The organism is Streptantibioticus cattleyicolor NRRL 8057 = DSM 46488, assembly GCF_000240165.1.
GTDB lineage: Bacteria > Actinomycetota > Actinomycetes > Streptomycetales > Streptomycetaceae > Streptantibioticus > Streptantibioticus cattleyicolor.
Genome location: NC_017586.1, coordinates 4,549,598 through 4,571,596, shown reverse-complemented (window position 1 = coordinate 4,571,596; position 21,999 = coordinate 4,549,598). Strand labels below are relative to the sequence as shown.

Genomic DNA, 21,999 nt, shown 5'->3' with positions numbered 1-21,999 from the left:
CCGTCCGCCTGTCGATGCTTCCCGGTCGATCCCGCCGTCGATCCCCCCTGGGACCGAGCGCACGCATGTTAGATAACCACATCGCCGTGGCCACCGGGCCACGGAATTGTCACCGTTGCGTCCCAGAGGGCCGGGCGGGGCGGAAGGGGAGATGAAGCCGGGTCACCCCGGCCGGGTCACCGCGGGTGGCGCAGCGCGGAGCCGGCGAGCCACTGGGCCCACGTCAGGTTCCAGCCGCCCAGGCCGTTGTCGGCGGCGACGGTGGCGTCGTGCGAGCCGACCACCTCGACCACGTCGCCGACGAGCGAGGAGTCGAAGAACCAGCCGGCCGGGGTGGTGCCCCCGCCGCCCTTGACGTCCCGCAGCCCGATGCAGCCGTGGCTGGTGTTGGCGGTGCCGAAGACCCCGGGCGGCGCCCAGTAGTTGCCGTGCACGAAGGTGCCGGAGCGGGTCAGCCGCATGGCGTGCGGGACGTCGGGGATGTTGTACTCGCCGCCGTAGCCGACGGTGTCCCCGTTCATCCGGGTCACCGGCAGCTTCTCGGTGATCACCATCCAGCCGCCGTAGGTGGCGTGCTGCGGGCTGCCGGCGCTGACCGGCAGGGTACGCACCACCCGCCCGTCGCGGCGGACCGCCATGGTGTGGCGGGCGGCGTCGACCACGCTGGTCTGCGACCGGCCGACGGTGAAGGTGACGTCCTTGTCCTGGCTGCCGTAGACGCCGTGGGCGGCGGGCACGTCGCGCAGCCGCAACCGGACGGTGACCCGGGTGCCGGGGGCCCAGAAGTGCTGGGGGCGGAAGTCGAGCCGGCGGTCGCCGAACCAGTGGCCGGCCACCGGGACGGCCGGGGCGGCGGTGACGGTGATCGCCCGTTCAACCGCCACCCGGTCGGCGATCGGCCGGTTGAAGACCACCGAGACGATCATCCCGGTGCCGACCGTCTGCCCGGCCTCGGGGCTGTAGAAGCCGATGAAGCGGTGCTGCGGGACGACGGTGGTGAAGACGGCGTGCTTGGCGGCCCGGCGGCCGTCGGAGTCCTGGGCGAGGGCGTCGACCGTGTAACGGGTCTGGAGGGCCAGTGCGCCGGCCGGCCGCCAGGCGTGGCCGTCCTCGCTGATCCGGCCGGGCACCGGGGCGCCGGCGGCGTCGGCCACCCGCACCTGGGTGAGCCGGCCGCGGTCGGCGGTGACCACCAGCGGCCCGGTGGCCGGCACCGCGGCGGTGCCGTCCTGCGGGGTGATACGGATCACCGCGCGGGACACCTTGGGGACCGTGGCGCCCGGCCCGCCGCCGGCGCCGTCCAGCCCGTCCGCGCCGGCCCCGCCACCGTCCGTACCCGTGGCGCCGCCCACGCCGCACGCGGCGAGCACGAGCGCCGCCGCCGTCACCGCCACGGCGAGACGTCCCCGCCGTACCCGTTGCGCAACTGCTGTCGTCACGACAGCTCAACGACGGCGGCTGCCCTGGGGAAACGCCGTAACTTGGGGGGTGGAAGGGGAAGACATCAGGCAGGAGAGGGGACCGGGGCGCGGTACGGGACACCGCGCGCCGCATCCGACGAGCCGTGGGAGGCCGCCACGTGTCGAGCGCACCCGAGCAGCAGCAGTCGCAGGTCAGCCCGGACGGCGACGGGAACGGCCACCGGTCGCCGGACGGCGGGGGCGCCGCCACGGCCACCGCCACCGGTCCCGGCCCGGCCGGCGCCTCCGTCCGGCCGCCGCGCGCGGTGTGGCCCGGGCGCCCCGATCCGCTCGGCGCCCACCCCGGGACCGCCCCGGACGGCACCCGGGGCACCTACTTCGCGCTGTGGGCCGGCGGCGCCGAGGCGGTCGAGCTGTGCCTCTTCGACGACGACGGCACCGAGACGCGGGCCCCGCTGACCGACTCCGTCCACGAGGTCTGGCACGGCTTCCTGCCCGGCGTCGGCCCCGGGCAGCGGTACGGCTACCGGGTGCACGGCCGCTGGGACCCGTGGACGGGGGCCCGCTGGAACCCGGCCAAGCTGCTGCTCGACCCGTACGCGCGGGCGGTGGACGGCGAGTTCACCGGCCCGCCCGGCCCGGACGGCGCCCCCGGACCGCTGCCGCCGGAGGTCTACGGCCACGTACGGGACTGGCCCGATCTGCCGGTGGCCGACACCGTGCGCGACAACCGCGACTCGGCGCCGTTCGTGCCCAAGGGCGTGGTGGTGGCCTCCCCCGGCCCGTACGACGGGCGCCGGCCGGGGACGCCGTGGGCCGGGACGGTCCTGTACGAGCTGCACGTGCGCGGCTTCACCAAGCGCCACCCGGGCATCCCGCCGGAACTGCGCGGCACCTACGCCGGGCTGGCCCACCCGGCCGCCGTCGAGTACCTCACCGGCCTCGGGGTGACCGCGGTGGAGCTGCTGCCGGTGCACCAGTTCGCCCACGAGGAGCACCTGTTGCGCCGCGGGCTGGTCAACTACTGGGGCTACAACAGCATCGGCTACTTCGCGCCGCACGGCGGCTACGCCTCCCGGGGCACCCGCGGCCAGCAGGTCCGCGAGTTCCGCGACATGGTGCGCACCCTGCACTCGGCCGGGATCGAGGTGATCCTGGACGTGGTCTACAACCACACCGCCGAGGGCAACGAGCTGGGGCCCACCTTGAGCCTGCGCGGCATCGACAACGGCCGCTACTACCGGCTCCAGGCCGACGCCCGGCGTTACGCCGACTGCACCGGCTGCGGCAACACCCTGCACGCCGTGCGGCCGCAGGCGCTGCGGCTGATCACCGACTCGCTGCGCTACTGGGTGACCGAGCTGGGGGTGGACGGCTTCCGCTTCGACCTGGCCTCGGCACTGGCCCGGGGCGCGTGGGACGTGGACATGCTGGTGCCGTTCCTCACCACGCTCGCCCAGGACCCGGTGCTGCGCCGGGTGAAGCTGATCGCCGAGCCGTGGGACGTGGGCATCGGCGGTTACCACGTGGGCGGCTTCCCGCCCGGCTGGTCGGAGTGGAACGACCGCTTCCGTAACGCCGTCCGGGACTTCTGGCGGGGGGCCAGCCCCGATCTGGCCGATCTGGGCTACCGGTTGTCGGGGTCGAGCGACCTGTACGCCTGGGGCGGCCGGGCACCGTACGCCTCGGTCAACTTCGTCACCGCGCACGACGGTTTCACCCTGCGCGACCTGGTCTCCTACGACCACAAGCACAACGAGGCCAACGGCGAGGAGAACCGCGACGGCACCGACGACAACCGCTCGTGGAACTGCGGCACCGAGGGCGACCCGGCGCCACCGGAGGTCACCGCGCTGCGGCTGCGGCAGATCCGCAACCTGCTGGCCACCCTGCTGCTGTCGGCCGGGGTGCCGATGCTGGTGGCCGGCGACGAACTCGGCCGCACCCAGGGCGGCAACAACAACGCCTACTGCCAGGACAACGAGACCTCCTGGGTGGACTGGTCGCTGCTGGAGGACCCGGCGCTGCGGGGCCTGCGCACGCTCGCCGCGCGGCTGATCGCGCTGCGCCGGGCCCACCCGGGGCTGCGTCGGCAACGGTTCTTCTCCGGCCGCCCGGACGGCCCGGGCGGGGTGCGCGACCTGACCTGGTTCACCCCGCTGGGCCGGGAGATGACGGAGGGCGACTGGTTCGCCGGCTCGGCGACGCTGGGCATGTTCCTGCGCGGCGGTGAGATACCGGACCGGGACGCCACCGGACACCCGCTGACCGACGCCGGTTTCCTGGTCGTCCTCCACTCCGGCCCCGACCCGGTGCTCTTCACCCTGCCCGGCGCCCCCTGGGCCGACGGCTACGAGGTGCTGGCCGACACCTCCCGTCCGGACGGCGAGGCCCCCGGGGTCCACCACGCCTCCGGCACCCGGATCGAGGTCCCCGGGCGCACCGTGCTGCTGCTGAAGGCCACCGGTCCGGCCTGACGGGCGGGGCCGCGGCCCCCCCGTGGGCGGCCCGCAAAACCGGATGAAGGTGTCAGTGATCACCTCTAGTCTCGGGCCGTGGACGGGACACTGAGGGACGACGGCACAGGGCCCGGGGCACGGCGGTCGACGGTGCGGTCGCTGTTACGGCTGTGGCCGTACGTGCGGCCGGTGGGGGCGCGGCTGGCGGCGTCGACGGTGGCGGCGGTCGCCGCGTCGTGCCTGGCGTTGATGATCCCGCTGGTGCTCAAGTGGATGGTGGACGGGCCGGTGGCGCGCCGTGACCCGTCCGGGGTCTGGCTGGGCGGCGGGCTGGTGCTGGCGCTGGGCGTGGGCGAGGCGGGGCTGTTCTGGACGCGGCGGCTGCTGGTGGCCCGGCCGCTGGCGGGGCTGGAGGCCCGGATGCGGGCCGACCTCTACCACCGGCTCCAGCGGCTCCCGGTGGCCTTCCACGACCGCTGGGGTTCGGGCCAGTTGCTCTCCCGGGCCACCAACGACCTCCAGCTGGTGCGGCAGTTCCTGACGTTCCCGCTGGTCTTCCTGGCCGTCAACGGCACCACGATCGTGGTGGGGTTCGGCGTCCTGCTGGCGCAGCGCTGGTCGCTGGGGCTGGTGCTGCTGGCGCCGGTGGTGCCGCTGGTGGTGCTCTGCTCGTACTTCGAGTCCCGGTACGCGCTGGCCACCCGGCAGGCGCAGGACCAGATCGGCGATCTGACCACGCTGGTCGAGGAGTCGGTGCTGGGCATCCGGATCGTCAAGGCGTTCGGGCGCCATCGCAGCCAGGCCCGGGCGTTCCGCCGGCAGGCCCGTGAGCTGCGCGGCACCGAGCTGCGCAAGGCCCGGTTGCTGGCCGATCTGTGGGCGCTGGTGACGGCGCTGCCGGACGCGGCGCTCGGCGCGGCGCTGGTGTTCGGGGTCTACCAGGTGGCCGACGGGCGGTTGTCGGCGGGCACCTTGGTGGCGTTCCTGTCCACCGGGCTCGCGCTGCGCTGGCCGGTGGAGTCGCTGGGGTGGCTGTTGTCGGTGAGCAACGAGGCGGCCACCGCGGCGGATCGTTTCTTCGAGGTGCTGGACGCCCCGGTGCCGCCCGCCGTCACCGCCGCGCCGGCCCCGTCCGCCGCCCCCGCCACGGACCGGGGGATACGTTTCGCCGGGGTCCGGTTCCGTTACCCCGACGCCCCGGCAGGCACCCCGGATCTGCTCACCGGGGTCGATCTGCACGTCGCCGGCGGCGAGACGATGGCGCTGGTGGGCACCACCGGCTCCGGCAAGACGACGCTGACCTCGCTGATCCCCCGGCTCTACGAGGCCACCGGCGGCCGGATCACCCTGGACGGGGTGGACGTGGCCGCGCTCGACCCGGCCGAGCTGCGTTCGCTGGTGGCCACCGCGTTCGAGGAGCCCACCCTGTTCTCCGCCAGCGTGCGGGAGAACGTGCTGATGGGCGCCGCCGACGCGGACGAGGAGGATCTGCTGCGGGCGCTGCGGATCGCCCAGTGCGACTTCGTCCACGCGCTGCCGCGGGGCGTGCAGACCCAGGTGGGCGAGCAAGGGCTGAGCCTGTCCGGCGGGCAGCGGCAACGGCTGGCGCTGGCCCGGGCGGTGGTGGGCCGTCCGCGCTTCCTGGTGCTGGACGACCCGCTCTCCGCGCTCGACGTGCACACCGAGTCCCTGGTGGAGGCGGCGCTTCGGGAGGTGCTGGCGACCACCACCGCGCTGGTGGTGGCGCACCGGCCGTCCACCGTGCTGCTCGCCGACCGGGTGGCGCTGCTGGACGGCGGCCGGATCACCGCCGTGGGCACCCACCGCGAACTCCTCGACCGCGAGGAGCGCTACCGGTGGCTGATGTCCGGCGACGCCCCGGCGACGGCCGGCGGCCCCACCCCTCGACGGCCCACCGCGGAAAGGAGCGTCGGACGATGACCTCGGTGACCGAGGAAGCGGCGGCGGACGGCACCGCGCCGGAGCACGCCCCGGCGCACGAGAGCGCGTCCCCGTCGAAGACCGACGCCGACGCGCTGCCCGCGCCCCCCGGTGCCTCCCGCGCCCTCCTGCGCGACCTGGTCCGGCCGCACCGGGCCGGCGTCTGGCTCGCCGCGGTGATCCTGCTGGTGCAGCAGTCGGCGGTGCAGGCCGGGCCGTTGATCGTGGCGTACGCGATCGACCGGGCGGTGCCGGCGCTGCGCCACGGAAGCGCCGGGCCGGTGGCCGTGGTGGCCGCCGGATACCTGGGGTTCGCGCTGCTGGGCGGGGTGCTGCAACGGGCGTTCATCCGGCTGTCCGGGCGGATCGGCCAGGACGTGCTGCTGGAGCTGCGGGGCCGGATCTTCCGGCACGCGCAGGCGCTGGGCGTCGACTTCCACGAGCGCTACACCTCGGGCCGGATCATCGCGCGGGCCACCTCGGACGTGGAGTCCATCCGCGAACTGCTCACGGAGGGCCTCCAGGATTTGCTGGAGGTGGGGCTCTCCGTGGTCTACGTGGCCGGGCTGCTGCTGTGGCTCGACTGGCGGCTGGGGCTGTTCGCGCTGGCGACCGCGGTGCCGCTGGTCTGGACGGTCCGGGTCTTCCGCCGCGACTCCGAGCGCGTCTACGGGCGGCGTTCCGCGGCGATCGCGGCGGTGATCGTGCGCTTCACCGAGACGATGAACGGGATCCGGCCGGTCAAGGCGTTCCGCCGCGAACGCGCCAACGACGCCGCCTTCGCCGGGCTCAACGAGGCCCACCGGCAGGCCAACGCGGAGGCGATCCTGGAGATGGGCCGGTTCACCGTGCGGTCGTGGCTGGTGGCCAACACCTCGGTGGCGCTGGTGGTGCTCTGGGGTGCCTACCGGGTGGCGTCCGGCACGCTCGAACTGGGGGTGCTCGCCGCGTTCGTGCTCTATCTGCGCCGGCTGTACGAGCCGATCGACCCGCTGGGGATGTTCCTCAACTCCTGGCATTCGGCGGTGGCCTCGCTGGAGAAGATCGCCGGGCTGCTGGCCCAGCGCCCCTCGGTGGCCGAGCCGGCCGAGCCGGTGCCGCTGCCCGCGGGACCTGAGGGGCGGCCGGGGCGCGCGGTGGAGTTCACCGGGGTGCGCTTCGCCTACGCCACCGGCGGCGAGGTGCTGCCCCGCTTCGACCTGACGATCCCGGCGGGGCAGACGGTCGCCGTGGTGGGGGCGACCGGGGCGGGCAAGTCGACGCTGGCCAAGCTGCTGGCCCGGTTCTACGACCCGACCGAGGGCGCGGTCACCCTGGACGGGGTCGACCTGCGCGATCTGGCCATCCCCGAACTGCGGCGCGGCGTGGTGATGGTGACCCAGGAGTCGTTCCTGTTCTCCGGCACCGTGGCCGAGAACATCGCGCTCGGTGACCCGGACGCCACCCGCGAGCAGATCACCGCCGCCGCCAAGGCCATCGGCGCCCACGACTTCGTCGCGGCGCTGCCCGAGGGGTACGACACCGACGTCCGCAAGCGCGGTGGCCGGATCTCCGCCGGCCAGCGCCAACTGGTGGCGTTCGCCCGGGCGCTGCTGGCCGACCCCGGGGTGCTCATCCTGGACGAGGCCACCTCCTCGCTGGACGTCCCCGGCGAACGCGCCGTCCAGCACGCCATGGCCACCGTGCTGCGCGGACGCACCGCGCTGATCATCGCCCACCGGCTGTCCACCGTGGAGATCGCCGACCGGGTGCTGGTGATGGAATCCGGCCGGATCGTGGAGGACGGCACCCCGTCCGAACTGCGGGTCCAGCGGGGCCGGTTCGCCGGGCTGCACGAGGCGTGGCGGGAGAGCGTGGTGTGACCGGGGGCGGTGCGGGCCCGCCGGGACCCGCACCGCGCCCGGCACCGGCGCGTCATCCGCCCGTTATGCGAACGTTGATTTTCGGTCAACGGACGTTTTACGGCCAATCTTCGGCCACGGTCCTGACATGTCTTGGCCAACGATGGCACGCTCACAGCGCACTCACAGACACGGCATGCGCAGCCGTACCGCACGCACCCTGACCCGCACCGCGAGTACCGCACCCGCACCGACGGGCGGACGTACGACGACGTACCTCCGGCAGCCCGACCCGCGCTCCGGCGCCCGAGCAGATCCGTGCGCCACGCCGTGTCCGACCCCCAACCGCCGCGCAGGAACCCCCAGCGAGGAGTCCCCGTGAGACGTTCCCCCCACCGCATATCCCCCGCCACCCGCGCCAAGGCCGGCGCCGTCGTGGCCGTGGCCGCCGCCATGGCGGTCGGTGTCACCCAGGCCGTCGCCGCGCCCGCCTCCCCGCAGGCGCAGCCGATGACCGCCGCGCTCCCGGCCACCTTGACCCCCGCGGCCCACGCCGCGCTGCTGAGGACCGCCGCCCAGGACAGCGCCGCCACCGCGCGCTCCCTCCACCTCGGCTCCCACGAGCGGCTCATCGCCACCGACGTCATCAAGGACCGGGACGGCACCGTCCACACCCGCTACCAGCGCACCTACGACGGGGTGCCGGTGCTCGGCGGCGACCTGGTGGTCCACCAACGCCCCGGCTCCGCCGCCCCCTCGGTGACCAAGGCGTCCCGGGCCGCCATCGCCGTGGCCTCCCTGACCCCCAAGGTCTCCGCCGCCACCGCCGAATCGGCCGCCCTGAAGACCGCCCTGGCCAAGACCGACAAGCCGGCCGGCACCACCGCCCGCAAGGTGATCTGGGCCGCCAAGGGCACCCCGGTGCTCGCCTGGGAGACCGTGGTCGGCGGCTTCCAGGACGACGGCACCCCCAGCGCGCTGCACGTCGTCACCGACGCGAACACCGGCCGCAAGCTCTTCCAGTACCAGGGCATCGAGACCGGCACCGGCACCGGCCAGTACAACGGCAAGGTGACCATCGGCACCACGAAGACGTCCAAGGGGTACACCCTCACCGACGGCAGCCGCGGCGGTCACAAGACCTACGACCTCAAGCAGCGCACCTCCGGCACCGGCACGCTCTTCACCAACTCCACCGACACCTGGGGCAACGGCAGCAACTCCAACCGTCAGACGGCCGGCGTGGACGCCCACTACGGCGCCCAGGAGACCTGGGACTACTACAAGAACGTGCACGGCCGCACCGGCATCCGCGGTGACGGCGTCGCCGCCTACTCCCGTACGCACTACGGCAACTCGTACGTCAACGCGTTCTGGGACGACAGCTGCTTCTGCATGACCTACGGCGACGGCGCGAACAACGCCCAGCCGCTGACCGCCCTCGACGTGGCCGGCCACGAGATGAGCCACGGCGTCACCTCGGCCACCGCGGGCCTGGACTACAGCGACGAGTCGGGCGGCCTGAACGAGGCCACCTCCGACATCTTCGGCACCTCGGTGGAGTTCTACGCCAACAACCCCGCCGCGCCGGGCAACTACCTGATCGGCGAGCAGATCAACATCAACGGCGACGGCACCCCGCTGCGCTACATGGACAAGCCCTCCAAGGACGGCTCCTCGGCCGACTACTGGTACAGCGGCGTCGGCAACCTGGACGTGCACTACTCGTCCGGCCCGGCCAACCACTTCTTCTACCTGCTGTCCGAGGGAAGCGGCGCCAAGACCGTCAACGGCTTCTCGTACGACAGCCCCACCAAGGACGGCAAGCCGGTGCCGGGCATCGGGCGGGCCAACGCCGAGAAGGTCTGGTACAAGGCGCTCACCCAGTACATGACCTCGACCACCGACTACGCCGGGGCGCGCACCGCGACGCTCCAGGCCGCGGCCGACCTGTTCGGCCAGGGCAGCGCCACCTACAACACGGTGGCCAACACCTGGGCGGCGATCGGCGTCGGCAGCCGGGTCTCCTGACCGCGGACGCTCCGCCGCGCGCGACGTGAAACGGGCGGTGCCCCGGGGGAGTTGGACCCCCGGGGCACCGCCCGTCCGTCGTCGGGCGCGCCGGTCAGCGCAGTACGCCGGCGGTCATGCCCTGGGTCTCCGCGGGGGCCGCGATCAGCCCCAGCTCCGCCGGGGAGGCCAGCAGCCGGTGGGCCGGCAGCACCCGCACGGTGTAGCCGAACGGGCCGGTGCGGTCCAGGGCCAGCGGACCCTCGAAGAGCCAGCGGCCGTCCAGGTCGGGGCGTTCGGCGGGCTTGAGCGAGGTGATCTGCGGGTCGGCGATCCGGTCGGAGTCGTCCACCCGGCCCGCCACCACCTGCACGTCCACGTCGGCCGGGGCGAGGTCACCGAGGTTGACCCGTACCCGCAGCCCCAGCGAGGAACCCAGCTCCGCGGTGCCGTCCAGCGAACCGGCCTCCACGTGGTCGACCGCGACCCGCGGCCACTGGCCGCGCACCCGGGCCTTCCAGCCGGCCAGTTCGGCCGCCGCGTCGGGGGTGACCGTGCGGTGGGCCTGCGCGGCGGGGGCGTAGAACCGCTCCACGTAGTCCCGCACCATGCGGCCGGCCAGCACCTTCGGACCGAGGGTGGCCAGGGTGTGGCGGACCATCTCGATCCAGCGCCGCGGCAGCCCGGCGCCGTCCACGTCGTAGAAGCGCGGCGCGACCTTGTTCTCGATCAGGTCGTAGAGCGCGGCGGCCTCGATGTCGTCCCGGCGGTCCGGGTCGCTGCCCAGGGTGCCGTCGGCGGTGGGGATCGCCCAGCCGTTGTTGCCATCGAACCACTCGTCCCACCAGCCGTCCAGCACCGACAGGTTGAGGCCGCCGTTGAGCGCGGCCTTCATCCCGGAGGTGCCGCACGCCTCCAGCGGGCGCAGCGGGTTGTTGAGCCACACGTCGCAGCCCGGGTAGAGGTGGCGGGCCATGCCCATGCCGTAGTCGGGCAGGAAGACGATCCGGTGGCGGACCTTGGCGTCGTCGGCGAACTTCACCAGCTCCTGGATGAGCCGCTTGCCGCCGTCGTCGGCCGGGTGGGCCTTGCCGGCCACCACGATCTGCACCGGTCGCTCCGGGTGGAGCAGCAGCCGGGTCAGCCGCTCGGTGTCCCGCAGCATCAAGGTGAGCCGCTTGTAGGACGGGACGCGGCGGGCGAAGCCGATGGTGAGCACGTCCGGGTCGAGGACCTGGTCGGTCCAGCCCAGCTCCAGCTCACCGGCACCGCGCTGGCGCCAGGAGGCCCGCAGCCGGGTGCGCACCTCCTCGATGAGCTGTTCGCGCAGGGTGCGGCGCAGCTCCCAGATCGCCGTGTCGGGGATGTCGTCGACGGCCTCCCAGCGGTTGGCGCCGCCGATGGTGAGGGCGTCCTCGGTGCGCCGGTCGCCGACCTGTTCGGCGCCGAGCCGCAGCACCTCGGGGGCGACCCAGGTGGGGGCGTGCACCCCGTTGGTGATCGAGCCGATGGGCACCTCCTCCGGGTCGAACCCCGGCCACAGCCCGGCGAACATCTCCCGGCTGACGGAGCCGTGCAGGGTGCTGACGCCGTTGGCGCGCTGGGCCAGCCGCAACCCCATCACCGCCATGTTGAACACCTGCGGGTCGCCGCCCGGGTACGACTCGCGGCCCAGCTCCAGCACCCGGTCCACGTCGACCCCGGGCAGCTCGCCGCCGTCGCCGAAGTGGCGGCCGATCAGCTCGCGGTCGAACCGGTCGATGCCGGCCGGCACCGGGGTGTGGGTGGTGAAGACGGTGCCGGCCCGCACCGCCTCCAGGGCGGCGTCGAAGTCCAGGCCGCCGGAGGCGCTCAGCTCCCGGATGCGTTCCAGGCCGAGGAAGCCGGCGTGGCCCTCGTTGGTGTGGAACACCTCGGGCTCGGGGTGGCCGGTGAGCCGGCAGTAGGCGCGCACGGCGCGGACCCCGCCGATGCCCAGCAGCATCTCCTGGAGGAGCCGGTGTTCGCTGCCGCCGCCGTACAGCCGGTCGGTGACCTCGCGTTCGCTCTGGTTGTTCTCCTCCACGTCGGAGTCGAGCAGCAGCAGCGGCACCCGGCCGACCTGGGCCTTCCAGATCCGGGCCCGCAGCGAACGGCCGCCGGGCAGCGCGAGGGTGACCTGGGCGGCCGAGCCGTCGGCCTCCTGCACCAGGGTCAGCGGCATCTCGTTGGGGTCGATCACCGGGTACTGCTCCTGCTGCCAGCCCTCGCGGGAGAGCGACTGGCGGAAGTAGCCGTGCCGGTAGAGCAGCCCGACGCCGATCAGCGGCACCCCCAGGTCGCTGGCGGCCTTGAGGTGGTCGCCGGCGAGGATGCCCAGGCCGCCGCTGTACTGCGGCAGCGCGGCGGTGATGCCGAACTCGGGTGAGAAGTAGGCGATGGCGGCCGGCAGTTCCCGGTCGGCGGCGGCCGACTGGTACCAGCGGGGGTTGGTCAGGTAGTCGGTGAGGTCCTCGCTCACCGCGCCGAGCCGGCGCAGGAACCTGCGGTCCCGGGCGAGCGCCGCCAGCCGGTCGGCGGGCACCCCGCCGAGCAGCCGCACCGGATCGCCACCCGCGGCCCGCCACCCTCCGGGGTCGACGGACCGCAGCAGCTCGCGGGTCTCCGGATGCCAGGACCAGCGCAGGTTCTGTGCCAGCTCGCCGAGCGGGCGCAGGGGTTCGGGGAGGACCGTGCGGACAGTGAATCGACGGATAGCCTTCACCCTTCGACGGTAGCGGCGGGCCGCCCGGTTTTCGGTGCCGTGTCCCGGAACCGGTTACCCAAACGCCAAGTCGGCGCGCACAGTTCACCCGATTGCCGCACGCGATCAGCAGTTGTCGCTCCCGGCGCCCCAATGCCCCCCTGCGTGACATGTTGACTTCCGCGGGCCTTGGGGAAGGCTCACCGGAGCCCCCGTCACCAGTTCGGCCCCACCACCAATCCAACCGAGTGAACGCGGGCAGGAGCGGCAATGCAGGCGAGTGGCAAGCCGAAGGAGCGGATACAAAGGGCATCGGGGGCACCGAGACCACGTGACGATTCGAGCCCAGGTGAAGCAATGATCGGTCGCATCCCCGTACTGGATCTCCGCCCGCTGGTCGACTGCGGACGACGGCCCGTGAAGGCCGTGGTGGGTGAGTCGTTCGAAGTGTCGGCCACCGTGTTCCGGGAGGGACACGACGCGGTCGCCGCCAATGTGGTGCTGCGTGACCCGTCGGGGCGTTCGGGTCCGTGGACGCCCATGCGCGAACTGGCGCCCGGCACCGACCGCTGGGGCGCCGAGGTCACCCCGACCGCCGAGGGGCGGTGGACGTACACCGTCGAGGCGTGGTCGGACCCGGTGGCCACCTGGCGGCACGCCGCGGGCATCAAGATCCCGGCCGGGGTGGACAGCGAGCTGATGCTGACCGAGGGGGCGCTGCTGCACGAGCGGGCGGCGGCCGGGGTGCCCAAGAAGGACGGCCGGGCGGTGGTGCTGGAGGCGGTGGACGCGCTCCGCGACGAGCAGCGGCCGGCCGCGGCCCGGCTGGCCGCCGCGCTCGCCCCCGAGGTGGTGGCGGTCCTCGACCGCTTCCCGTTGCGCGAACTGGTGACCGCCTCCCGCCCGGTGCCGCTGCTGGTGGAACGGCGCCGGGCGCTCTTCGGCTCCTGGTACGAGTTCTTCCCGCGCTCCGAGGGCGCCGTGGTGGAGGACGGCCGCCCGGTGCGTTCCGGGACGCTGCGCACCGCGGCGGAGCGGCTGCCGGCCGTCGCGGCGATGGGGTTCGACGTGGTCTACCTGCCGCCGATTCACCCGATCGGCACAGCGTTCCGCAAGGGGCCCAACAACACCCTGTCGGCCCAGCCGTACGACGTGGGCTCGCCGTGGGCGATCGGCTCCAAGGCCGGCGGCCACGACGCGGTCCACCCGGACCTGGGCACCCTGGCCGACTTCGACGCCTTCGTCGCCCGCGCCCGGGAACTGCGGCTGGAGGTGGCGCTGGACTTCGCGTTGCAGTGCTCGCCGGACCACCCGTGGGTCACCGCCCATCCGGAGTGGTTCACGCACCGCGCGGACGGCACCATCGCGTACGCGGAGAACCCGCCCAAGAAGTACCAGGACATCTATCCGCTCGCGTTCGACCAGGACTTCAAGGGGCTGACCCGGGAGACGCTGCGGGTGCTGCGCCACTGGATGGACCACGGGGTGCGGATCTTCCGGGTGGACAACCCGCACACCAAACCGGTGGTGTTCTGGGAGAAGGTGATCGGCGAGATCAACCGGACCGACCCCGACGTGATCTTCCTGGCCGAGGCGTTCACCCGGCCGGCGATGATGCACACCCTGGCGCAGATCGGTTTCCAGCAGTCTTACACCTATTTCACCTGGCGTAACACCAAGGACGAACTGATTGAATACCTTGGGGAGTTGTCGGGGGAGGCGGCTTCCTACATGCGCCCCAACTTCTTCGTGAACACGCCGGACATCCTGCACGCCTACCTCCAGCACGGCGGCCGTCCGGCGTTCGAGGCACGCGCGGTGCTGGCGGCCACGCTCTCGCCGTCCTGGGGGGTCTACGCCGGCTTCGAGCTGTGCGAGAACACCCCGGTACGCGAGGGCAGCGAGGAGTACCTCGACTCGGAGAAGTACCAGCTGCGCCCGCGTGACTGGGCCCGGGCGGAGGCCGAGGGGCGCTCGCTGGCGCCGCTGCTCACCACGCTCAACCGGCTGCGCCGGCGCCACCCGGCCCTGCAACACCTGCGCAACCTGCGTTTCCACCACGCCGACAACGACGCGGTGATCGTCTACTCCAAGCGGACCCGCGCCGAGTCCGGCGGGCACGACACGGTCCTGGTGGTCGTCAACCTCGACCCGCACCACACCCGTGAGGCCACCGTCTCGTTGGACATGCCGGAACTCGGCCTCGGCTGGCACGAGTCCTTCCCGGTGCGCGACGAGCTCACCGGCGAGACCTACCAATGGGGCAGGGACAACTATGTACGCCTCGATCCGGGTACCCGGCCGGCGCACATCCTCTCTCTGCGACCGTCCTCACCGATCGGAGGGTCACCCAATTGATCGTCAACGAGCCCGTCCCGGACACCTTCGAGGACACCCCGGCCAAGGACCGGGACCCCGACTGGTTCAAGCGTGCCGTCTTCTACGAGGTCCTGGTCCGTTCCTTCCAGGACAGCAACGGCGACGGCATCGGCGACCTGAAGGGTCTCACCGCCAAGCTGGACTACCTCCAGTGGCTCGGGGTCGACTGCCTGTGGCTGCCGCCGTTCTTCGCCTCGCCGCTGCGTGACGGCGGCTACGACGTCTCGGACTACACCGCGGTGCTGCCGGAGTTCGGCGACCTGGCCGACTTCGTGGAGTTCGTGGACGCCGCGCACCAGCGCGGCATGCGCGTGATCATCGACTTCGTGATGAACCACACCAGCGACCAGCACCCGTGGTTCCAGGCGTCCCGCAACGACCCGGACGGCCCCTACGGGGACTACTACGTCTGGGCCGACGACGACAAGAGGTACCAGGACGCGCGCATCATCTTCGTCGACACCGAGACCTCCAACTGGACCTTCGACCCGGTGCGCAAGCAGTACTTCTGGCACCGGTTCTTCTCCCACCAGCCGGACCTCAACTACGAGAACCCCCGGGTGCAGGAGGAGATGATCGCCGGGCTGCGGTTCTGGCTCGACCTGGGGATCGACGGCTTCCGGCTGGACGCGGTGCCCTACCTGTACGCCGAGGAGGGCACCAACTGCGAGAACCTGCCCGCCACCCACCAGTTCCTCAAACGGGTACGGGCCGAGATCGACGCGCACTACCCGGACACCGTGCTGCTGGCCGAGGCCAACCAGTGGCCGGAGGACGTCGTCGACTACTTCGGCGACTTCGCCAAGGGCGGCGACGAGTGCCACATGGCGTTCCACTTCCCCGTCATGCCGCGGATCTTCATGGCGGTGCGCCGCGAGTCGCGCTACCCGGTCTCCGAGATCCTGGCCAAGACCCCGGCGATCCCGGTCAACTGCCAGTGGGGCATCTTCCTGCGCAACCACGACGAGCTCACCTTGGAGATGGTGACCGACGAGGAGCGCGACTACATGTACGCGGAGTACGCCAAGGATCCGCGGATGCGCGCCAACATCGGCATCCGGCGCCGACTCGCCCCGCTGCTGGACAACGACCGCCACCAGATCGAGCTGTTCACCGCGCTGCTGCTGTCGCTGCCCGGATCGCCGATCCTGTACTACGGCGACGAGATCGGCATGGGCGACAACATCTGGCTCGGCGACCGGGACGCGGTGCGCACCCCGATGCAGTGGACGCCGGACCGCAACGCCGGGTTCTCCTCCTCCGACCCCGGCCGCCTCTTCCTGCCCACGATCATGGACCCGGTCTACGGCTACCAGGTCACCAACGTCGAGGCGCAGATGTCCAGCCCCAGTTCGCTGCTGCACTGGACGCGCCGGATGATCGAGATCCGCAAGCAGAACCCGGCCTTCGGCCTCGGCTCCTACACCGAGCTGCCCTCCAGCAACCCGGCGGTCCTCGCCTTCCTGCGCGAGGCTCCCACCAAGCGGGACGGCGAGGACGACATCGTGCTGTGCGTCAACAACTTCTCGCGCTTCCCCCAGCCGACCGAACTCGACCTGCACGCCTGGGAGGGGCGTCACCCGGTGGAGCTGATCGGCGGGGTGCGCTTCCCGGCCATCGGTGAGCTGCCGTACCTGCTCACCCTCGCCGGGCACGGCTTCTACTGGTTCCGGCTGCGGCGCGAGACGGTCTAGCCGCGTTTGCGGCAGGCGGGTGCGGGCAGGCTCACCACCGATTGGGAGGGCGAGTCGAGCCGACGCGGAGGCTGGGGGCCGGGCCCGAGGAACGAGGGCGCGGCCCCCAGCCGCAGCGAAAGCGGGACGGAGCCCGACCACGCACAGCACGAAGGCGGCGTCGGACGAGTCGTCCGCCCCCCTCCCGGGCGCGGCGTACGCCACTTGCACCACCCATCGGATGGACCTTCGTCCGACACGGCCCCGCAACCGGACACCCGCTTGCCGCGTACCCCTTCACTTGGCTCCACCACCGCATTGGACGGGCGCGCGACCCCCGAGGAAAGGACGCCATGTCGGACACCTCGCGGCTTCGCCCCACGGAGACCACCAACACCCAGGCCCCGCCCCCGTTCCCGGCCCCCGGCGACCGGCCGGGGCACGGGCGGGCGGCGGCCGTCGCGCCGCCCGGGCTGCTCCGGGCGCTCACCCCGTACCTGCTCGACTGGCTGCCCAGGCAGCGCTGGTTCGCCGGCAAGGGGCGGCCGATCGCCGGCCTCGCGCTGGCCGGCGCCGAGGAGTTGCTGCCGGTGGACGGCCGGCTCGGCACCCCGGGGCTGCTCCATCTGCTGGTGGAGGTGGACCAGGGGCAAGAGCGCCGGGAGTGCTACCAGTTGCTGCTGGGAACCCGCGCGGTGCTGCCGTCGGCGCTGGCGCCCGCCCTGGTGGGCCGGCCGGCCGACGGCCCGCTGGCGGGGCTGGCGGTCTACGAGGCGCTGCACGATCCGCGGTTGGCCGCCGTGCTGCTGGAACGGCTGCGTTCGCCGGGGCGGGCCGGGCCGCTGCGGTTCGCCGCCGAGCCCGGGGCGGCGATCCCGGCCGGGCTGCCGCCGCGGCTGTCCGGGGTGGAGCAGTCCAACACCTCGGTGGTGTACGGAGATACGTTCATCCTGAAAGTCTTCCGGCGCGTCTCGCCGGGGCTCAACCCGGACGTGGAGCTGGCGCTGGCGCTCTCCCGGGCCGGCTGCCCCCGGGTCGCCGAACCGGTCGCCTGGTACGAGGCGGTGGGGGCGCACGAGGAGCCGGCCACGCTGGGGGTGCTCCAGCGGTACCTGCCCGGCTGCCAGGACGGCTGGACGCTGGCGCTGCTGGCCGCCGGGCAGGGGGCGCACGGGGTGGCCGGTGACTTCACCGGCGAGGCGCGCGAGCTGGGCCGGGCCACCGCCGAGGTGCACCGGGCGCTGGCCGGCGCGCTGCCGGTGGCCGCCTGGGGCCACGAGCGGATCCGGCTGCTGGCCGAGGCGATGACCGGGCGGCTGGACCGGGCCGTGCTGGCGGTGCCGGAACTGGCCCGCTACGCGCCCGCGTTGCGCGCCGTCTACGCCGAGCTGGCCGCGCTCGGCGCCACCGGCACCACGCTGACCGTGCAACGGGTGCACGGTGATCTCCATCTCGGCCAGGTGCTGCACACCCCCGGGCGGGGCTGGGTGCTGATCGACTTCGAGGGGGAGCCGGACCGGCCGCTGGCCGAGCGGCGCCGTCCGCAGCCGCCGGTGCAGGACGTCGCCGCCATGCTGCGCTCCTTCGACTACGTGGCCCGGTTCCAGGACCCGGAGTGGCCGGGCGCCGCTGCCTGGGCCGAGCGCCACCGCACCGCGTTCTGCGACGGCTACGCCGAACGCCTCGGCGGCGACCCGCGGCACACCCCGGTGCTGCTGCGCGCCTACGAGACCGACAAGGCCGTCTACGAGGTGGTGTACGAGGCCCGGCACCGCCCCGACTGGCTCGCCATCCCGATGGCCGCGATCCGGCGGTTGAGCGCGGCCGGCGGCACTTGACCGCCCGCCGCCGACGGCCGCGGCGTGCCACCATCCCGCCTGCGGCCGTCGCCCGCGTCCCGTTGCCGAACCACGCCTCCCGAGGAGGACCTGAACGTGACTCCGCGCGAACCTCACCACCCGGCGCCCGGGGAGGGAGCCCAGATGCTGCCGGGCACCTTCTCACCCCCGACCGCGCCCGGCGCCTCCGAGCCGTCCACCCGGCCGGCCGGTGCGCAGCCCGAGGCCGCCGCGCGGGGGTACCGGCCCGGGAGCCGTCCGCCCGCCTCCGGGACGGCTCCGCGCCGCGCCCCGGCGCCGTCCGCGGACCGGACCACCGTGACCGCCACCGCCGCGCCGTCCGGGCCGCCCGTACCGCCGGTGCCCGCGGACCCTCCCGCGCCCGGCGGACCGGTGTCGGCCGTGCTCGACCCCGCCGAGCGCGCCCGGCTGCTGTCCGGCGCCCACCACGACCCGCACGCGCTGCTGGGCGCCCACCCGGTGGACGGCGGTGTCCTCTTCCGGGCGCTGCGGCCGTACGCCGAGGCGGTGGCGGTGGTCACCGGCGGGGTGCGGGCGGAGCTGGCCGACGACGGCGAGGGGTTCTTCAGCGCGGTGCTGCCGCTGTCCGAGGTGCCCGACTACCGGCTGGTGGTCACCTACGCCGACGGTGACCACGAGGTCGAGGACGCCTACCGGCTGCTGCCCTCGCTGGGCGAGCTGGACCTCCATCTGATCGGCGAGGGGCGCCACGAGGAGCTGTGGAAGGCGCTGGGCGCCCGGCCGATGACCCACCAGGGGGTGACCGGCACCCGGTTCGCGGTGTGGGCCCCCAACGCCCGCGGGGTCCGGCTGGTCGGCGACTTCAACTACTGGGACGGCACCGGCCACCCGATGCGTTCGCTGGGCGCCACCGGGGTGTGGGAGCTGTTCGTGCCGGGCCTGGGCGAGGGGACGCTGTACAAGTTCGAGATCACCGGCCCGGACGGGGTGCGCCGGGTCAAGGCCGATCCGCTGGCCCGGCGCACCGAGGCGCCGCCGGCCACCGCGTCCGTGGTCACCGGGACGCACCACGTGTGGGGCGACGAGCGGTGGCTGGCCGAGCGCGGCCGGACGCCGGTGCACCAGGCGCCGTTCTCGGTCTACGAGGTCCACCTGCCGTCCTGGCGACCCGGTCTGACCTACCGTCAGCTGGCCGAGCAGTTGCCGGCGTACGTCAAGGAGCTGGGGTTCACCCATGTCGAGCTGATGCCGGTGGCCGAGCACCCGTTCGGCGGCTCGTGGGGCTACCAGGTCACCTCCTACTACGCGCCCACCGCCCGGCTGGGGACCCCGGACGACTTCCGGTTCCTGGTGGACGCCCTCCACCAGGCGGGCATCGGGGTGCTGATGGACTGGGTGCCGGCCCACTTCCCCAAGGACGACTGGGCGCTGGCCCGCTTCGACGGCACCCCGCTGTACGAGCCGGCCGATCCGCGCCGGGCCGAGCATCCGGACTGGGGCACCTACGAGTTCGACTTCGGCCGCACCGAGGTGCGCAACTTCCTGGTGGCCAACGCGGTCTACTGGCTGGAGGAGTTCCACATCGACGGCCTGCGGGTGGACGCGGTGGCCTCCATGCTCTACCTGGACTACTCGCGCGAGGACGGCCAGTGGCTGCCCAACGCCTTCGGCGGCCGGGAGAACCTGGACGCGGTGGCCTTCCTCCAGGAGATGAACGCCACCGTCTACCGGCGCTGCCCGGGCGTGGTCACCATCGCCGAGGAGTCCACCGCCTGGGACGGGGTCACCCGGGCCACCCACCACACCGGCCCCGGCGGCTTCGGCGGCCTGGGCTTCGGGCTGAAGTGGAACATGGGGTGGATGCACGACACGCTCCAGTACGTCTCCCACGAGCCGGTGCACCGCAAGTACCACCACGGCGAGATGACCTTCGCCATGGTGTACGCCTACTCGGAGAACTACGTGCTGCCGATCTCGCACGACGAGGTGGTGCACGGCAAGGGGTCGCTGGTCGCCAAGATGCCCGGCGACTGGTGGCAGCAGCGCGCCACCGTACGCGCCTACCTGGCCTTCATGTGGGCCCATCCGGGCAAGCAACTGCTGTTCATGGGGCAGGAGTTCGCCCAGGGCGGCGAGTGGTCGCACGACTCGGGGCCGGACTGGTGGCTGCTGGACCCGGCGTACACCGCGGCGCACGACCACGCCGGGGTGCGCGACCTGGTGCGCGACCTCAACCACCGCTACCTGGCCACCCCCGCGCTGTGGCAGCAGGACACCCTTCCGGCCGGCTTCGAGTGGATCGACGCGCACGCCGCCGACGACAACGTCCTCGCCTTCGTGCGGTACGCCGCCGACGGGCGTCCGCTGGTGTGCGTGAGCAACTTCTCGCCGGTGGTGCGCGAGGGGTACCGGATCGGGGTGCCGGACGCGGGCGCGGCGTCCTGGCGGGAGGCGCTCAACACCGACGCGGCCGGCTACGGCGGCAGCGGGGTCGGCAACGCCGTTCCGCCGGCGGTGGAGGCGCTGCCGTGGCAGGGCCGGGAGCGCAGCGTGCGGCTGACGCTGCCGCCGCTGGCGACGGTGTGGCTGGAGCCGCAGACCGGCTAGGTCGTGTCGTCAAAAGGTCGCCGGCCGCCCGGAGGGCGGTGCCCCGCGGCGTCTACGGGGGTCCCCTCAGGCGAAGCTGAAGGGGGAGTGTGATCGCAAGGCGGAGGGAGGAGAGCGCAGCGGGCTGCATCGGAGGGCGAGCCGAGCTGAGGCGGGGGTCGGCCCGAGGGACGAGGGCCGGGCCCCGGCCGCAGCCGAAGCGAGGCGGAGCCCGACCGTGCGGGCCGACGACCGACAACGCCGCGAGCGCCCGTGCCGGGCGCCGCGGGGCAGGCGAGATTTCGACGACACGGCCCAGGCGCGCCTTGAGGTCTTCCTCCGAGCCGGTGCCGCCGCCACGGCCGCCGGTTCGGAGGAATGCACCGTGCGTCACCGCCGCGGACCCCTCCTACGCTGTGCGGATGCCGCCTCCCTTCGATCCCGCGGCTGCGCGGCGGCTGCGCTGGCAGCTCGGCATGTCGCACGCCCAGGTCTCCCACGCGATCCGGGTCTCGTTCGCCCTCGACGTGGCGCCGGGGACGGTACGCGCCTGGGAGCGCGGCGAGGCGTTCCCCGGCGAGCGGGAGGTGGCCGCGCTCGCCGGGGCGCTGTGGTGCGCCCCGGCCGATCTGCTCGGCCGCCCCACCACGTTGCGGGAGCACCGCTGGGCCGCCGGGCTGGCGCTGGAGGACCTGGCGCTCGCGGTGGGGCTGCGCCCGCGCGAGTACCGGCGGATGGAGGAGCACGACCGCTGGACCGGCGACGACCGGCGGACCGCTGCCCTGGGCGAGGTGCTGCGCCTGACCCCGCGCGAACTGCTGGCGCTCACCGGCCGGGACGCGGCGCTGGCCGCGCTGCTGCGTTCGGCGGCCACGGTGCGCTGGCAGGCGTACGTCCGCCCGGTGGCCGCGCTCGTCCCGTACCCCCGGCAGCGGGTGGCCGGGGCGCTGCGCCGGATGTACGACGAGTACCAGGCGCTGATGACGGCCACGTTGAGCTGGAGCGCCTCGGCCCCGGCCGGGAACGGCGGCGGGGCGTATCTGGACGCGGCGCCGGACCGCTTCTGGGCGCTGGTCGCACCGGGCCATTGACCGGTTGTCACCGGCCACTTACCGTCGAGCGGCAGCAGCAGCATCCCCTTCCACGA

10 protein-coding genes and 1 pseudogene are annotated in these 21,999 nt (G+C 73.4%); 9 read left to right on the top strand and 2 right to left on the bottom strand.

Features of this window, described 5'->3' with window-relative positions; translation table 11 throughout:
- Positions 1 to 176: 176 nt before the first annotated feature.
- Positions 177 to 1,394, bottom strand: coding sequence for a L,D-transpeptidase (locus tag SCATT_RS20140; RefSeq protein ID WP_014144976.1), 1,218 nt, complete (start codon positions 1,392 to 1,394; stop codon positions 177 to 179).
- A gap of 185 nt (positions 1,395 to 1,579) precedes the next feature.
- Here SCATT_RS20140 and glgX point away from each other — a divergent pair, with 185 nt between their 5' ends.
- The 4 genes and pseudogenes from glgX to SCATT_RS20120 form a co-directional block, all read left to right on the top strand.
- The gene (gene glgX, locus SCATT_RS20135) at positions 1,580 to 3,898 is read left to right on the top strand and encodes a glycogen debranching protein GlgX (protein ID WP_014144975.1); all 2,319 of its coding nucleotides are present in this window, start codon (positions 1,580 to 1,582) and stop codon (positions 3,896 to 3,898) included.
- Between the two features lie 132 nt (positions 3,899 to 4,030).
- Positions 4,031 to 5,821, top strand: coding sequence for an ABC transporter ATP-binding protein (locus tag SCATT_RS20130; RefSeq protein WP_014628385.1), 1,791 nt, complete (start codon positions 4,031 to 4,033; stop codon positions 5,819 to 5,821).
- Positions 5,818 to 7,683, top strand: coding sequence for an ABC transporter ATP-binding protein (locus SCATT_RS20125; RefSeq protein ID WP_014628384.1), 1,866 nt, complete (start codon positions 5,818 to 5,820; stop codon positions 7,681 to 7,683). The genes SCATT_RS20130 and SCATT_RS20125 overlap by 4 nt, the downstream gene beginning before the upstream one ends.
- A gap of 357 nt (positions 7,684 to 8,040) precedes the next feature.
- Positions 8,041 to 9,684 (top strand): annotated as a pseudogene (locus tag SCATT_RS20120) (M4 family metallopeptidase); the annotation flags it as partial.
- Positions 9,685 to 9,787: 103 nt separating this feature from the next.
- On the opposite strand, the gene SCATT_RS20115 reads toward SCATT_RS20120, so the two are convergent.
- Positions 9,788 to 12,415 (bottom strand): glycosyltransferase family 1 protein, encoded by a 2,628-nt coding sequence (locus SCATT_RS20115; RefSeq protein WP_014144969.1) that lies wholly within the window; start codon positions 12,413 to 12,415, stop codon positions 9,788 to 9,790.
- 336 nt (positions 12,416 to 12,751) lie between these two features.
- Here SCATT_RS20115 and SCATT_RS20110 point away from each other — a divergent pair, with 336 nt between their 5' ends.
- The 5 genes from SCATT_RS20110 to SCATT_RS20090 all read left to right on the top strand — a co-directional run bounded on the left by SCATT_RS20110 (position 12,752) and on the right by SCATT_RS20090 (position 21,943).
- Entirely contained in the window at positions 12,752 to 14,752 is a 2,001-nt protein-coding gene (locus SCATT_RS20110; protein WP_014144968.1) for an alpha-1,4-glucan--maltose-1-phosphate maltosyltransferase, read from the top strand.
- Entirely contained in the window at positions 14,749 to 16,467 is a 1,719-nt protein-coding gene (treS, locus tag SCATT_RS20105; protein WP_014628381.1) for a maltose alpha-D-glucosyltransferase, read from the top strand. Before SCATT_RS20110 ends, treS begins: the two co-directional genes overlap by 4 nt.
- 332 nt (positions 16,468 to 16,799) lie before the next feature.
- Positions 16,800 to 18,284, top strand: a complete 1,485-nt coding sequence (locus SCATT_RS20100; protein WP_014144966.1) for a maltokinase N-terminal cap-like domain-containing protein — start codon at positions 16,800 to 16,802, stop codon at positions 18,282 to 18,284.
- Positions 18,285 to 18,428: 144 nt separating this feature from the next.
- Positions 18,429 to 20,873 carry a 1,4-alpha-glucan branching enzyme gene (glgB, locus tag SCATT_RS20095; protein WP_014144965.1) on the top strand — a complete coding sequence of 815 codons (2,445 nt, stop codon included), beginning with the start codon at positions 18,429 to 18,431 and terminating at the stop codon, positions 20,871 to 20,873.
- Positions 20,874 to 21,274: 401 nt separating this feature from the next.
- A complete protein-coding gene (locus SCATT_RS20090; protein ID WP_014144964.1) occupies positions 21,275 to 21,943 on the top strand; it encodes a helix-turn-helix domain-containing protein in 669 nt (222 codons plus the stop codon).
- Positions 21,944 to 21,999 lie beyond the last annotated feature (56 nt).

Excerpts from the sequence above, each read along its gene's own strand:
- SCATT_RS20090 (WP_014144964.1), top strand. The coding sequence starts at position 21,275 with ATGCCGCCTCCCTTCGATCCCGCGGCTGCGCGGCGGCTGCGCTGGCAG.
- SCATT_RS20100 (WP_014144966.1), top strand. The coding sequence starts at position 16,800 with ATGTCGGACACCTCGCGGCTTCGCCCCACGGAGACCACCAACACCCAG.
- SCATT_RS20110 (WP_014144968.1), top strand. The coding sequence starts at position 12,752 with ATGATCGGTCGCATCCCCGTACTGGATCTCCGCCCGCTGGTCGACTGC.
- glgB (WP_014144965.1), top strand. The coding sequence starts at position 18,429 with ATGCTGCCGGGCACCTTCTCACCCCCGACCGCGCCCGGCGCCTCCGAG.
- SCATT_RS20125 (WP_014628384.1), top strand. The coding sequence starts at position 5,818 with ATGACCTCGGTGACCGAGGAAGCGGCGGCGGACGGCACCGCGCCGGAG.